The sequence below is a fragment of the Caballeronia sp. LZ016 genome (assembly GCF_031450805.1).
Taxonomy (GTDB): domain Bacteria; phylum Pseudomonadota; class Gammaproteobacteria; order Burkholderiales; family Burkholderiaceae; genus Caballeronia.
This window is the reverse complement of sequence record NZ_JARTVY010000005.1, coordinates 261,429-275,918: the sequence shown is the minus strand read 5'-3', so window position 1 is coordinate 275,918 and position 14,490 is coordinate 261,429. Positions and strand designations below refer to the sequence as shown.

Sequence of the window (14,490 nt, the reverse complement as noted above, 5' to 3'; positions counted from 1 at the left end):
CGCTCAAGGAGGAAATACTGTTTGGAACTACGGGGTATAGGCGAATCCAATATACCCGGCCCGGCGGCTTATCTCTCCTTCGCGGCGCCGTCGATGTCCGGCGCCATTTCGGCGACGATCTTCTCCATGCATTCCTGCACCGCGCGCGACGCCGCGGTTTGCGGCACGGCATTCAGGCGGCACAGCGCGACGGAGCGTTCGATCGTCGGCTCGACGAGAAAGCGCGTCAGCAGGTCCTTTTGCGTGCTTTGCCCTTTGCCGGCGTGTCCGCGTCCGAGATAGCTCGACAGGATGGTCGCAGCTTCGCCACGCCGCGCGATTTCGAGCATGGTGGGAAGCGAATCGATATCGGCCACCACGTTCAGATCGAGGCCCGCGCTATCGAACGCGCGCTCGACCAGCAAGCGCAAGCCGTGCGACTTGCCCGGCAGCACGAGCGGCACGCCGGACAGCAGTTCGAGCCGCACGGTTTTCGCACGCGGACTGCCGACCCACGCCGCGCCATGCACGGCGAGACGCTCGTTGAAGAGCGGAATCACCGATACGCCGCGCGTTTCGGTCTCACGAAAGAGCACGGCAATGTCCAGCCGGCCATTGGCGAGCAACTCGTTCAAATAGCCGCTCATGCTTTCGAAGATTTGCAACTGGACGCCGGGATACGTCGCGCGCATGCGCTCGAAAAGCGGCACGGCGAGGACCGACGAGACGCTCGTCGGCAGGCCGACGGCCACCTGGCCGGTAAGCGCATGTTCGCCGCGCTTCACGTCGCCGCGCATCTGCGCGATCTGCTTGATGATGGATTGCGCGTGACGGTACAGGGTCACGCCGGCTTCGGTCGGCGCGACGCCGGAATAGCTGCGCACGAGAAGCGGGACGCCGAGATCGCTTTCCATTTCAGCGATCTGCTGACTGAGCGACGGCTGCGAGATGGACAGGGCGAGCGCCGCCTTGGAGAGGCTTCCCGCATCGACGCAGGCCACGAAATAACGCATCTGGCGAATGTCCATTCTGGTCTTCTCTCCTATGCAGCCTTTGCATGGATTGCCGCAGGATATAGGAAGCAATTATATCCTCTATTGCCAATTCGTATTTGTAGCGGTTCGGGCGATCTCCCTATACTTTTTTTCACGTAAGCAAGACGATAACTTCGATCGCCAACCGTATATCGAACAGGAGACACAGCAATGCCAGCAGAGGTCAGTACCATTTTCATCGGCGGCGAGTGGGGCGCCGCACAGTCGAAGGGATCGCTTGAAGTGCGTTCGCCGAGCGACGGCGAAGTCTTTGCCTCGATCTCTCGCGGCGGCAAGCCGGAAGTGGATCGCGCGGTCGCGGCGGCGCGCGATGCGCTTGCCGGTCCGTGGAGCACCATGGCCGGCTTCGAACGCGGCCGCATCATGAGCAGGCTGTCGGCGCTGATTCTGGACAATCTCGAAGAACTGGCGCAGCTCGAAGCGCGCGACACCGGCAAGCCGATCACGCAGGCGCGCACCGATATCCGCGCCACCGCACGCTATTTCGAGTTCTACGCGGGCGCCGCAGACAAGATTCTCGGCGACGTGCTGCCGTTCCTCGACGGCTTTCAGGTCACCGTGCAGCGCGAGCCGCGCGGCGTATGCGGGCTGATCATTCCGTGGAACTATCCCGCATCGATGTTCGGCCGCACCATCGGTCCCGCGCTCGCAACAGGCAACACCGTCGTGCTCAAGCCCGCCGAGGACGCGAGCATGAGCTGCATGCGTCTCACCGCGCTCGCGCATGAAGCGGGCTTGCCTTCGGGCGTTATCAATCTCGTGACCGGTCTCGGCGAGGAAGCGGGCGCGGCGCTGTCGCAACATTCCGATATCGACTTCCTGTCCTTTACGGGTTCTCCCGAAGTCGGCACGCTGATTCAGACTGCAGCCGCGAAGAACCACGTGCCCTGTGTGCTGGAACTCGGCGGCAAGTCACCGCAGATCGTGTTCGACGATGCCGACTTCGAGAACGCGGCGAAGACGATCGTCGGTGTCATCACGCAGAACGCAGGGCAAACGTGCTCGGCAGGCAGCCGCGTGCTCATTCAACGTTCGGCATATGACCGTTTCGTCGCGATGCTCAAGGAGAAGATGTCGGAAGTGCGCGTCGGTGCGCCGGCGGCGGATCTCCCGTGCGGCCCGGTCATCAACGGCACGCAGCAGACGAAAGTGAAGGGCTTCATCGATCGCGCACGCGCGGACGGCATTGGCGTGATCGCGCAAGGCTCGCTCGACACGAGCGCCGTCGAAACCGGCTATTTCGTTACGCCGACGCTTTTCGGGCCGGTTCCGGTGACGCACGAACTCGCGCAGGAAGAAGTGTTCGGTCCCGTCCTCGCGGCTATTCCGTTCGAGGATGAAGCCGACGCCATCGCCATCGCCAATGGCACCGCGTACGGACTCGTTGCGGGCCTGTGGACGGAGAACGGCGCACGGCAGATGCGCGTCGCGAAGAAGCTGCGCGTGGGGCAGGTGTTCATCAACAACTATGGCGCGGGCGGCGGCATCGAATTGCCGTTCGGCGGCGTGAAGCGCAGCGGTCACGGCCGCGAGAAGGGCCTGGAAGCGCTCAAGGAATACACCGTCGCGAAGACCGTCGTGCTGAAGCACGGCTGATCCAGAGCGCATGCAATCGACGAGGAGACATAAGCGCATGACAGCCGTTCCGGAATTTTCGCGCGCAGCCGTGCTGCGTGAGTTCAAGGCGCCGCTCAAGATCGAGGAGGTGCCGTTGCCGCGCGAGACCGAGCCCAACGCCGCGCTCGTGAAGATCGAGATGTGCTCGATTTGCGGCACCGATGTTCATCTGTGGCAGGGTTCGCTTTCGCTGAAGGTGAATCTGCCCGTGATCATCGGTCATGAGATGGTGGGCCGCGTGGTGCGCGCGGGCGCGGGCGTGACCACCGATTCGGTCGGCACGCCGCTCAGGGAGGGCGATCGCATCGTCTATACGCATACGTCCTGTGGCGGCTGCTACTTCTGCACGACCGCGCGCAAGCCGACGCTCTGCACGAATCGTCGCGCGTACATGTACGAGAACATCGAGGAATCGCCGTATCTGCTCGGCGGCTTCTCGCAATATGGCTACGTGTTGCCGCAGGCGGGGCGTCTGCGCGTGCCGGACTCGGTGCCGAACGAACTCGCGAGCCTGTCGAGTTGCGCGCTGCGCTCGGTGATGAACGCGTTCTCGCAGATCGGCGCAATCGAGCCGACCGATACGGTGCTGATTCAGGGCGCGGGTCCGCTCGGCCTGCTCGCGACCGCCAACGCACGGGTGCGCGGCGCGAAGAAGATCATCGTGATCGGCTCGCCTTCCACGCGGCTCAGAATGGCGGAGCGCTTCGGCGCGGATGTCTGCATCGCCGTGGAAGGCACGACGCCGCAGGAGCGGCTCGATGCGGTGCTCGCCGAAACCGAAGGCCGCGGCGCGGACATCGTGATGGAGTTCACCGGCGTGCCCGCCGCGTTCGCAGAAGGTCTCGCGCTTGCCCGCAAGGGCGGCCGCTATCTGGTGGTCGGCCAGCTCGGCGAAGCATCGACGACGGTCGCGCCCTCGATGATCGTTAAGAAGAACCTGCAGGTCATCGGTTCCTTTTCAGGCGATGCACGCAGCTATTCGCTCGCGCTCCAGTTCCTCGAAAAGCACCAGCACGCGTTTCCGTTCCACGAAATGATCACGGGCCGCTACACGCTCGACGAGGTCAACACCGCACTCACGCGCATGAAGAATTTTGAGGAGGTGAAGCCTGTCATCACGGTCGACTGATCCGATTGAAGGGCACACGGCACTCGGCAGGGCACACGAATTCTCGCAGCAAAGCGCCGGTTCAATCATGAAACCGGCGTCCTCATAAATATCACAGAACAGGAGACAACCCATGAAACTCGATCGTCGCAGCTTCCTCGTCACGAGCGCAGGAACGGCAGCGGTGGCCGCCTCGGGCCTGATGGGCGCACCGTGGATCAGACGCGCGCAAGCGGCGGAATTCAGCTACAAGGTGGGCACGGACCTGCCGGCGTCGCATCCGCTGAACGTGCGTATCCAGCAAGCCGCCGATGCCATCAAGAAGGAGACCGACGGCCGCATGGAGATTCGCGTGTTCGCGAACAACCAGCTCGGCGGCGATCCGGACATGTTCGCGCAACTGCGTGCGGGCGCGCTCGAATTCTTCACGCTGTCGGGCGCGAACGCGTTGTCTTCCCTCGTGCCGAGAACCGCCATCACCGGCACGGGCTTCGCGTTCAAGAACTACGACCAGGTTTTCGGCGCGCTCGACGGCGAACTGGGCGCGCACCTGCGCGGCCTCATTACGAAGGCCGGTCTCGTCGTGCAGGAAAAGGTCTGGGACAACGGCTTTCGCCAGATCACCACGAGTTCGAAGGCCATCGCGACACCGGCCGATCTGCAGGGCCTGAAAATTCGGGTGCCGCCGGGCCGCCTGTGGATCTCGCTGTTCCGCGCGCTGAACTCGGCGCCTACGTCGATCAGCTTCAACGAGGTGTATTCGTCCCTGCAGACGAAGGTGGTCGAAGGTCAGGAGAACGCGCTCGCCGTGGTCGACACGGCCAAGCTTTACGAGGTGCAGAAGTATTGCTCGATGACGAGCCACATGTGGGACGGCTTCTGGTTCCTCGGCAACCGCGCCGCGTGGGAGAAACTGCCGGCGAGCGTTCGCGACATCACGTCGAAGCATCTGAATGCGTACGCCATGCTTCAGCGCCAGGACGTCGCGCAACTGAACGCGTCGCTGCAAAAGACGCTGGAAAGCAAGGGCCTGCAATTCAATGCGCCCGATGTGGCCAGCTTCCGCGACGTGCTCCGGAAATCGGGCTTCTACGCCGAGCAGAAGAAGTTCTTCGGCGAAGAAGAATGGGCGCTGCTCGAAAAAGTCACCGGGAAACTCGCATGAGAACGCATATCGCCGATGACTTCACGCAAGCCCCGGACGGAGTGAGCGAAGGGGCTCGCGGTCTGGCGTCGATGCCGCGCGGACTCGCGCTCGCCGATCACATCCTCGGGTTGATGGTGTCGGTTCCCGCGGCGCTGCTCGTGCTCGCCGAAATCGTGCTGCTTTTCAGCGGCGTGGTGGCGCGGTACGTCTTTCACCAGCCGCTCGTCTGGGGCGATGAACTCGCGGCGATTCTGTTTCTCTGGCTCGCGATGACGGGCGCCGCCACTGCGCTGCATCGCGGCTCGCACATGCGCATGACGGCCATCGTCAATCGCGCGGGCGAGGAGTGGGGCGCAGTGTGGGACAACGTCGCGCTCATCGCGAGCCTGCTCTTCCTCGCGATGATCGCCGCGCCGGTGTACGCGTTCATCAACCAGCAATGGGGCATCGTCACGCCGGCGCTCGAGATCAACGATGGCCTGCGCGTCGCGGCCATCGTCTATGGCGTCGTGTGCATGCTGCTCATGTCGCTCGTGAAGCTGCTCGCGCGCGGCTGGAAAACGGCGGCGATCGGCATCGTGGTCACGGCGGCGGTCGTGACTGCGCTGCATACCGTCGGTCCCGTGCTGCAATCGCTCGGCAATCTGAACCTGCTGATCTTCTTCGTCGGCGTGGTCGGATTCACGGTGCTCTCGGGCATGCCGATCGCGTTCTCGTTCGGGCTCGCGGTGTTCTCGTATCTGTCGCTGTCCACATCGATGCCGCTCGAAATCGTCGTTAGCCGCATGGACGAAGGCATGTCGCAACTGCTGCTGCTGGCCGTGCCGATGTTCATCTTCCTCGGCTTGCTGATCGAAATGACAGGCATGGCGCGCGCGATGATCAACTTCCTCGCGTCGCTGCTCGGTCACGTGCGCGGCGGGCTCTCGTATGTGCTCATCGGCGCGATGTATCTCATCTCGGGCATCTCCGGTTCGAAGGCCGCGGACATGGCCGCCGTCGCGCCGATTCTCTTCCCCGAAATGAAGAAGCGCGGAGAAAAGCCGGGCGAACTCGTCGCGCTGCTATCGGCGACGGGCGCGCAGACGGAAACCGTGCCGCCTTCCATCGTGCTGATCACCATCGGTTCGGTCACGGGCGTATCCATTTCCGCGCTTTTCACCGGCGGCTTGCTGCCGGGCTTCGTGCTCGCTATCGCGCTGTGCCTGCTCGTGTGGTGGCGCGCGCGCGGCGTGAAGCCTGCATCGGCGAAACGCGCGACGGGCGCGGAGATCGGCAGGACGCTCGTCATTGCGATACCGGCGCTCGCGTTGCCGGTCGTTATCCGCTTTGCCGTGGTCGAAGGTGTGGCGACGGCGACGGAAGTGTCGACGGTCGGCATCGTGTATTCGCTGATCGCGGGCTTGCTCGTCTATCGACGCTTCGACGTCAAGCGCATCATGCCGATGCTCGTGGAAACGGCGGCGCTGTCCGGCGCGATCCTCATCATCATCGGCACCGCGACGGCCATGGCCTGGGCGCTCACGCAGTCGGGCTTCTCGCACAGTCTCGCTGCGTTCATGGAACGTCTGCCGGGCGGTGCGATGAGCTTCATGGCCGTGTCGATCGTGATGTTCGTGTTGCTCGGCAGCGTGCTCGAAGGCATTCCGGCAATCGTGCTGTTCGGACCGCTGCTGTTTCCGATTGCACGCGATGTCGGCATTCACGAAGTGCAGTACGCGATGGTCGTGATCCTGTCGATGGGCCTCGGCCTCTTTGCGCCGCCGTTCGGTGTCGGCTACTACGGCGCTTGCGCCGTCAGCAAGATTCATCCCGACGAAGGCATCCGGCCGATCATCGGTTACATGGTCGCGCTGTTCATCGGCATCATCGTGATTGCGCTGGTGCCGTGGATCTCGATCGGATTCCTCAAGACGCCCTGACCTTTGCGGGCGAGCGTGAGAAAGGCGGCGATGTTCGCGATATCGCCGCCTTTCTCTTTATCGCGCGCCCGGGCTGAATAAGCCAAGGGCGACGATGTTTCCATCGCCGCCCTTGGCGCTGCTGCGAGAGCTTGGCTCAGTTCACGTTGCCATCGCGCGCCGTGACGAAGAAATTCGCATCGCCCATTTGTCCGCCTTTGAGCGCCACGCGCAAGTCGCGCAGATGGGGCTTGTCTGAAATGACCCGGCAAAGCGGCGCACCCGGCGTGAGCCGCGCATCGATTTCGAGCGCATCCGGTCCGAGCACTTGCGTGACCTGGCTCGACGTATCGCCGCCAGAGAGAATGAGGCGACGCAGCGGCACGGCACGCAGCACTGCATCCGCGATTGCGCCGAGCCGCTGGCCGAGCAGACGCCCGCCGCGATGACGCGCATCGTAGAGGCTCATGCCCTGTGCAACGAGCGCATCGAGCATGTTGCCGATGCGCTGATCGCGCGGCCCGCGCGCCGTGTGCATGATGACGCTCTGACCGTCGCCCAACGCATGCAGCGCGCGGCTCACGATGGCATCGAGCGTGCGCGCGCCGTCTTGCGTATCGATCAGCGCGCGTGCATCGATTTCCATGCCGGCGAACCCCGCGCCGATGGCGGCATCGATCTGCGCAGCCGATAACGGCGATGCACTGCCCGACAGCGCGAGAATGGGCGCGGCCGCATCGACGCGGTCGTATCCGCGCGTTTGTGCGCCCGGCGTGCGGCTCTCATTCCACCATTGCGTGAGCGCGTATTCGAGTCCCGACGATCCGACCGCGAAAACGGGCCCATGCGCGTCGCCGAGTCGCGAAAGCAGCCGCCCGACTTCAGTGAGATGCGCAGGCGATGCCGTATCCAGCAGCAAACCCGCAGGCGCGGCACCGAGCGCGTGATGAAACGCCTGATCGATCTGCTCGCGCGTGCCGTCGAAGTCCGGCAGATGAAAGCCCGAAAGCGGCAGATTCGTTTGCCGCGCGAAGTGGCGAAGCAGGTCGCCTTCGTCCATCGGCGTGACGGGATGCGCGCGCATGATCGGATGACGATCGATGCGATAGACGAGGCCATCGGTGCCGGATCGCGCGAACAGGTTGCCGAACACACAAAAGCGTTTCAGCGCAGGCGTGCCCGCCACGATGGGAATGGTGCGCGGCCCGAATGACGCACGCGCGAGTTCCATCACGCGTCCGATGCTGCCAATGTGCGGCGCGCTGTCGAACGTAGAGCACACCTTGTAATGGATGATCGGCGCGCGCAATGCCGCGAGCGCTTCGAACACGGGCGGCAATGCCGCATCCATTTCGGCGGGCGTCATGGCGCGGCCGTCGCCGGCGACGCCGATCGCATCAAAGCCGCCGAGCGCGGCCAGCATGTCGCGCGTCGGCGGCTTCAGGAAGAGGGCGCAGCGCAGGCCGGCGAACGCCAGCACTTCGAGCGCATCGGTGGAGCCGGTGAAGTCGTCGCCATAGAAAGCGAGCCGCAGTCTGGCATCGGTCATCGTCAGTTCAGACTGCCTTGAAGTGGGAAAGGGCGGCGCGAAGCGCGGGATGCGTTGTCGCGTACGTGTTCAGGTCGACGCCTTCCACCGCGGCTTCCCAGCCTTCACGCATGCTGGCGACGCCCGCCGCGATTCCCTGCGGATGCCCGATGATGCCGCCGCCCGCGAGATGCATCAGGTCCACCGAACGCAACGCACCGAAGAGGTCGGGTGCTTGCGATGCCCATTGGCCGGACGAGAATACCGGCATCAGTGGCGTCACGCCAGCGAAAGGGGCGAGACAGGCGCGCGCCGAATCGATCACGGATGCATCCGGTTCCCAGAACTTGCTGCGCACGCCGTTCACATGCAGATGATCGACGCCCGCGAGCCGCCACAGCTTCTGATACGCGGTGAACGTGAAGCCGAGCTGCGGATGGCGCGTGAAGGCGCCCCAGCCGTTGCGATGGCCGTGTATGGGCAACTGCGCATGACGCCGCACATGTTCGACGCCCGCGAAGCCGACCCAGTTCACGCACACCATCACGCACGTGCCGCCCGCTTCGAGCACCTGGTCGTGCCGGCGCAGCATTTCGTCGATGCTGCCGGAGATGTTGATCGCGTACATCGGCATGCGCCCGAGCCGGTCGGCATGTTTGTGCAGCACCGGCATGACGGCGCCGAGCCGCGCATCGAAGCTCGCGTAGACAGGGTCCGCAAGTAGTTCGTCATCCTTGATGAAGTCGATGTCCGCCGCGCAGAGATCATCGACGATCTTCGCCGTTTCGTCCGGCATGAGTCCGATGCTCGGCTTCACGATGGTGCCGATCATCGGCCGAGCATGCACGCCCGAAAGCCGCCGCGTGCCTTCGATGCCGAACGCAGGCCCTGCGAAACGCTGTGCGTAATCGTCGGGCAGGTCGATATCGAGCAGGCGCAAGCCCGTGATTTCCCCGAGTTCGAAGAGGTTGCCTGCGATGGTGGACAACAGCGCGGGCAGGTTGGCCCCGATGTTATCGACGGGAAACGCAATGTCGATCTCGCCGCGATAGTAGAGGCTCGCCGGTTCCCTGCGTTCGACGAATGCGCTTTTCAGCGAGGGTTCCAGCGCGGGCGGAAGCGAGTCGACGCGCGTGACGCGGGCGCGCGCGCGTTCCTTCAGGGCATCGGTTTCGCCGGGCAGCGCGAGAAAAGTGCCGCTCGACTGTTCGCCCGCTATGACTTCCGCCGCCTTCGCGATAGGCACCGAGCTTTCCACGAAATAACGCGCCGTGAATTCCGCGCGCGAATGGGAGTGTCTGGACATGTTATGGCTCTACGTTGCGGGAGGCGCGATGAGAAGGAGAGCGCCCGGATGTCTCCGTTATAGGCTTTCGCGCACGCACTGCCGTGCGGCTAAGCGCGCTTCTTGACGTTCGGTGGACTATAAGATTGACGCCTGAAAGCATCAAACGATATGATTTCTGAACACGCTGCGAAAAACTCACAATAGCGACGTGCTTCGCTGCATCGCCTCCTGGGTTCGCCTTCCATCACGCCTCGCATTCGCTCGAACACGGTTCGAAGCGCGCGAGCTTCGTTTCGCGAGGTCCATTGCACGTGCCCCGTCCTTCTCTCAACGCGCTGCGCGCCTTCGAAGCCACCGCGCGGTTGCGCAGCTTCGGCGAAGCAGCTACTGAACTTTCCGTCACGCACGGCGCCATCAGCCGGCACATCCGTTCGCTTGAAGACAATCTCGGCGTGCTGCTGTTACTGCGCAATGCACACGGGACGGAGCCGACGCCCGAAGGCGCGCGTCTTGCCGAAGGACTGTCGCGCGCGTTCAATGTGATTCAGTCGAGCGTCGATCAGGTGCGCCCGGGGCCGCTCACGCTGTCGTGTTCGCAATCGATCATGATGTACTGGCTATTGCCGCGGCTCTCGCGGCTGCATCGGAAAGAGCCGCAGATCGAGCTTGGCTTCAGCATGGGATCGGGCGAAGTGGATTTCGCGCGGGACAACATCAGCGTGGCCATTCGGCTGTCGAGCATCAGGCCGCCGAGGGACATCGTGCCGAAGCCGCTCGTCGACGAATGGATCGGTGTCGTGTGTGCGCCGGAGTACATGCGCGAGACGCGCATCACGAGCGTGGACGATCTCGAACGCGCGCGCCTGCTTGCCACCGCGACGCGCCCCGGCGCATGGAGCGACTGGTTCCAGGCGATGCATCATGCGCCCGCGCGTCAACCACGGATTGCGGAGTCGTTCGATCACTTCTATCTTCTGATTCAGGCCGCGAAATGCGGCCTCGGGGTGGCGACCGTGCCGCGCATGCTGGTGCGCGACGAGCTGGATTCCGGCGCGCTCGTCGCACCGTTCGGCTTCGTGCCGGGACCACGCAAGCTCGTGCTGTGGATCGCGCCGCATCTGGAAGCGCGGCCGCAGACGGTCGCGCTCTCGAGCTGGATCAACGACGAATTGCAGCGTGCCGAAGGGCAGCCGGCGTAGCCGTTACATGGCGCTGCCGCCATCGGCGTTATAGACGGCGCCCGTTACGAACGATGCTTCCGGCGACGCGAGGAACGCCACCACGGCCGCGATTTCCTCGGGCTGCGCGCCGCGCGCCATCGGCGTGGCGGCGTAGATGGAGTCGATGAAACCTTCCGGCTTCGTCGCGAGCTGGCGGCGCACGAAATCCGTCAGCGTGAAGGCCGGTGCGACCGCGTTCACGCGTATGCCCGCCTTCGCGAACTCGCGAGCGAGCGATTTGGTCATCGCGAGGATGGCGCCTTTCGACGTCGCATAAGCGGCGGTGCCGAGCATCCCGCCGCCTTTCTGCCCCGCGATGGAACTGAGGTTCACGATCGACCCGCTCTTTTGCGCGACCATCTGGCGGATGACTTCCTGGCAGCAGAGCCACGTACCGGTCGTGTTCACTTCGAGCACTCGGCGGAATTCGTCCGGCGTGATGTCCAGAAACGGCTTCGCGCTTTCCACGCCCGCGCTGTTCACGAGCACGTCAATGCGGCCCCACTCCAAGATCACGGTTTCGACCATTCCTTTCACGCTGGCTTCGTCGGCGACATCGACGGTGACGGGCATCGCCTCGAAGCCGCTCGCGCGAATGGACTGCGCGGAGTCGGCGGCGGCGGGCTCGCGCAAATCGGCGATGGCGACGCGATAGCCGCGGCCTGCCAGCAGGCGGGCCGTCGCCTGGCCGATGCCGCTCGCCGCGCCCGTGATGATCGCAACAGGTGTCTCTTCCGTCATTGTTCCGGTGCTTGCGTGTCGTTAAGGGTGAGCAAGAATATAGGCTTCGTTCCGGCGCGCATCAAACGAAATGATCTCCGCGCACGAGGAGAAAAAATCACATGGGGCGCTGGCAGGTGTGTCAGCTGCACCGCATTCGGAATCTGGATCGTGATGCTCATGGGTTGAGGGCACGCGAATGTCAGCTTACTGTGCAAAGGCGCGCTGCTCCCAACCGGCGGAAGCAGTCATCCATCGGAACGCCATCGCAGTACTGATCGCCCGCGACATCCTCGAACGCGGGCCGATCGTCTCTTTCGCCGCCATCGCTAAGGCATCGATTTGGAACCCGTCGTCCCGGTATCCAGCGGCTTGCTGCACGGTGGATGTAGAGCTTGAACGGCCGGTGCATCGACAAGGACTGCATTGCCCAGACCGGCGAGCTGCCGATAGTGCAGCCGCTGATCGCCATGATCGGGTCGTTCTTTCAAGAACAGGTGTCCTTCGTTCGTCTTTCCAGGTGAGAGGATTCGAGAGAACACGTCCGGTGGAACAACCAGGCGGCGTCAGCGCGAGCGCTTTGTAGGTCGGCGCTACGGTGCGGTGAAGTCATGGCAGTGACCGTTGTGCGTACGATTCTGCGCATCGCTTCCAGCGCCAGCCGCCGACCATTGCTAACGAACTGGTCCGCGCCGTGGGCGCAGATTGTTTGTCTGCGTGCTGAGATCGATAAGTCTCGTCGGTTTACGCCGGTTGAATCCGCGCGTTGCCAGTGTCCAGCGTTCACCGCGGAACTCCGGGAGGTTGGAGATGTGGATGGTCGATAATCGCACGCCCTACGCCGTGGACAAGATTTGGCGTCAGGACAAGGACGGCAACAAGCTGTGGATGGTTGTCGTCAAAGCTACGTTCGACATCTCGCTGAACGGGACGACGTCCCTGGCGAAAGAGCAGATACCCGTCGCGGCGACGTGCGAGTACCGGGGCGCTCGCGGCAAAACGAGCCTGATTCACGAATCGGATCTGTTCGGCGTGAAAGCCGGCACCGATGTCCTCGTCAACGGTTCAGCGTGGGCGCCTTCGGGACGTCGAGTGCGCGCGCTGGATGTGCGCCTCAGGATCGGTGCGGTGAACAAGCGGCTGCGTGTCTTCGGAGATCGTTGCTGGTACCGTCGCCTCGCCGGCGGCCTCGTGCCTACGCAACCCGAGTGGTTCGAATCAATGCCGATCCTCTACGAGCGCGCCTATGGCGGCCAGGATTTTTCAGCCGATGACCCGGCTAAACACCGCATCGAAGACCGCAATCCAGTGGGCGCAGGATTCGCGGTGCGGGCTGAGCATTGCCTCGATCGACGGCTGCCCAACATCGAATATCCCGATCGGCTGATTGCGTCGTGGCGCGACCGTCCTGCGCCCGCTGGCCTGAACGCAGTGGAATGCAGCTGGTCGCCAAGGCGCGAACTTGCCGGCACCTACGACGAGTCGTGGCGGCGCAACCGATTTCCGCTGTGGGCCGAGGACTTCGACGGCCGCTACAACAACTGCGCTCCGCTGGACCAGCAGGTAGGGCCGTTCCTGCGGGGTGGCGAGGAAGTTGCACTCGAGAACTTGTCGCCCAAGGGCACGCTTGCGTTCACATTGCCGAAAATTCATCCGTGTTTTCGCACGCGGTTCGGCCGGAAGGATCAGGAGCACAGAGGTCAACTCTGCACGGTTCTCCTGGAGCCGGATCAGTCGCGCGTCGTGATGTCGTGGCAAACGTCGATCGTCTGCAACGACCGCGTCGATGACCTGGATGTCACCATCGTGACGCAAAAGGCGGCGGGTTCAGGAGCATGACACCCAACGCCCAACTGGCCGTGGCATCGTGGCATGAAGCGCCCCGCCGCGAAGTGTATCTGTGCGCGGTCGGCGCGCGAACGCCTGTCGGTCTGGACAGCGCCTCGTCGTCGGCGGCGGTGCGGGCGGGGATCTCGGCGATCAAGATGCATCCGCTCTTCGTCGACAAGACCGGGTCGTCGATGCGGCTGGCCAACGATTCAGAGCTCAGCCCCCAAGTGGCTTTAGGAGAACGGCTCGGGCACCTGCTCGCTGCGGCCCTCGCGGAGTTGCTCGAACAGGCCGAGTGGTCGCGTTCCGGGCGGCCACTGCCCTGTTGGATCGGCCTGCCCGAGCCGCGCCCCGGCGTGACCGCCGATGTCGTGCAGACCTGCGCGCGTGCCGTAATCGACGCGCTCCGCACGACAAGCGAGTTGGTCCACCGCATCCATCGGGGTCACGCGAGCGGGTTAATGGCCATCCAGGTCGTGGCGCAGCAGATCGCGACCGGGCAGCTCGACCTCGGTATCGCCGCCGGCGTCGACTCTTATTACGACTCCGACACGTTGGATTGGCTCGATCAGGGCGGGCAGCTGATGAGCGGCAGTAACCGCAACGGCTTCCCGCCCGGGGAGGCTGCCGGCGCATGCCTGCTGGCAAGCGGTGAGGCGGTCCGGCATCACCGGCTACCCGTGCTGGCTCGAGTGGCCGCTGCTTGCACCGCCGTCGAGCCGCACCCGCTGCGCAGCTTGCGGCTGTGTGTCGGTGAAGGGCTGACTGCTGCCGTGGCAGGCGCAACCGAAAGTCTGTCCCTGCCTCGGGATGCGATTACCGCAACGTACTGTGACATCAACGGCGAGCGCTATCGCAGCGAAGAACTGGCCTACACGCTCCTGCGTACACAGGCTGTGTTCGTCAACGCCCACGATTACCTGTGTCCGGCCAATTGCTGGGGCGATGTCGGCGCGGCGTCCGGGCCGCTTTTCGCGTCGCTCGCCGTCGCGTCGCGGCTGCGCGGCTACGCCAAGGGCGCGTGGCCGTTGCTCTGGGCCGGCGGCGAAGGCGGCTATCGCAGCGCCGTCGTGCTCTCGTTGGGCGGTGACTAAAGA

Annotated in this window: 11 protein-coding genes; 7 read left to right on the top strand and 4 right to left on the bottom strand. The window is 64.0% G+C overall.

The window, feature by feature from the left end:
• Positions 1 to 68: 68 nt before the first annotated feature.
• On the bottom strand, positions 69 to 1,007 hold the full coding sequence (locus P9220_RS25040; protein WP_309768544.1) for a LysR substrate-binding domain-containing protein: 939 nt from the start codon (positions 1,005 to 1,007) through the stop codon (positions 69 to 71).
• Between the two features lie 177 nt (positions 1,008 to 1,184).
• Between P9220_RS25040 and P9220_RS25035 the strand changes: the two genes are divergently transcribed.
• The 4 genes from P9220_RS25035 (at position 1,185) to P9220_RS25020 (ending at position 6,828) form a co-directional block, all read left to right on the top strand.
• Positions 1,185 to 2,630 (top strand): aldehyde dehydrogenase family protein, encoded by a 1,446-nt coding sequence (locus P9220_RS25035; protein WP_309768543.1) that lies wholly within the window; start codon positions 1,185 to 1,187, stop codon positions 2,628 to 2,630.
• Between the two features lie 37 nt (positions 2,631 to 2,667).
• Positions 2,668 to 3,780, top strand: coding sequence for a zinc-binding dehydrogenase (locus P9220_RS25030; protein WP_309768542.1), 1,113 nt, complete (start codon positions 2,668 to 2,670; stop codon positions 3,778 to 3,780).
• 112 nt (positions 3,781 to 3,892) lie between these two features.
• A complete protein-coding gene (locus P9220_RS25025; protein WP_309768541.1) occupies positions 3,893 to 4,924 on the top strand; it encodes a TRAP transporter substrate-binding protein in 1,032 nt (343 codons plus the stop codon).
• Positions 4,921 to 6,828 (top strand): TRAP transporter large permease subunit, encoded by a 1,908-nt coding sequence (locus tag P9220_RS25020; protein ID WP_404980230.1) that lies wholly within the window; start codon positions 4,921 to 4,923, stop codon positions 6,826 to 6,828. The genes P9220_RS25025 and P9220_RS25020 overlap by 4 nt, the downstream gene beginning before the upstream one ends.
• A 136-nt stretch (positions 6,829 to 6,964) precedes the next feature.
• Here P9220_RS25020 and P9220_RS25015 read toward each other — a convergent pair whose 3' ends face one another.
• Both P9220_RS25015 and P9220_RS25010 read right to left on the bottom strand, forming a co-directional pair.
• Positions 6,965 to 8,356 carry a four-carbon acid sugar kinase family protein gene (locus tag P9220_RS25015; protein ID WP_309768540.1) on the bottom strand — a complete coding sequence of 464 codons (1,392 nt, stop codon included), beginning with the start codon at positions 8,354 to 8,356 and terminating at the stop codon, positions 6,965 to 6,967.
• Positions 8,357 to 8,363: 7 nt separating this feature from the next.
• Positions 8,364 to 9,641: a ribulose-bisphosphate carboxylase large subunit family protein gene (locus tag P9220_RS25010; protein ID WP_309768539.1), complete on the bottom strand. Its 1,278-nt coding sequence runs from the start codon at positions 9,639 to 9,641 to the stop codon at positions 8,364 to 8,366.
• 293 nt (positions 9,642 to 9,934) lie between these two features.
• Between P9220_RS25010 and P9220_RS25005 the strand changes: the two genes are divergently transcribed.
• On the top strand, positions 9,935 to 10,822 hold the full coding sequence (locus P9220_RS25005; RefSeq protein ID WP_309768538.1) for a LysR substrate-binding domain-containing protein: 888 nt from the start codon (positions 9,935 to 9,937) through the stop codon (positions 10,820 to 10,822).
• 3 nt (positions 10,823 to 10,825) lie between these two features.
• On the opposite strand, the gene P9220_RS25000 is transcribed toward P9220_RS25005, so the two are convergent.
• A complete protein-coding gene (locus P9220_RS25000) occupies positions 10,826 to 11,584 on the bottom strand; it encodes a 3-oxoacyl-ACP reductase family protein (protein WP_309768537.1) in 759 nt (252 codons plus the stop codon).
• 795 nt (positions 11,585 to 12,379) lie between these two features.
• Between P9220_RS25000 and P9220_RS24995 the strand changes: the two genes are divergently transcribed.
• Together P9220_RS24995 and P9220_RS24990 are read left to right on the top strand one after the other, a co-directional pair.
• Entirely contained in the window at positions 12,380 to 13,402 is a 1,023-nt protein-coding gene (locus P9220_RS24995) for a DUF2169 domain-containing protein (RefSeq protein ID WP_309768536.1), read from the top strand.
• Positions 13,399 to 14,487: a beta-ketoacyl synthase N-terminal-like domain-containing protein gene (locus P9220_RS24990; protein ID WP_309768535.1), complete on the top strand. Its 1,089-nt coding sequence runs from the start codon at positions 13,399 to 13,401 to the stop codon at positions 14,485 to 14,487. Before P9220_RS24995 ends, P9220_RS24990 begins: the two co-directional genes overlap by 4 nt.
• Positions 14,488 to 14,490: the final 3 nt, after the last annotated feature.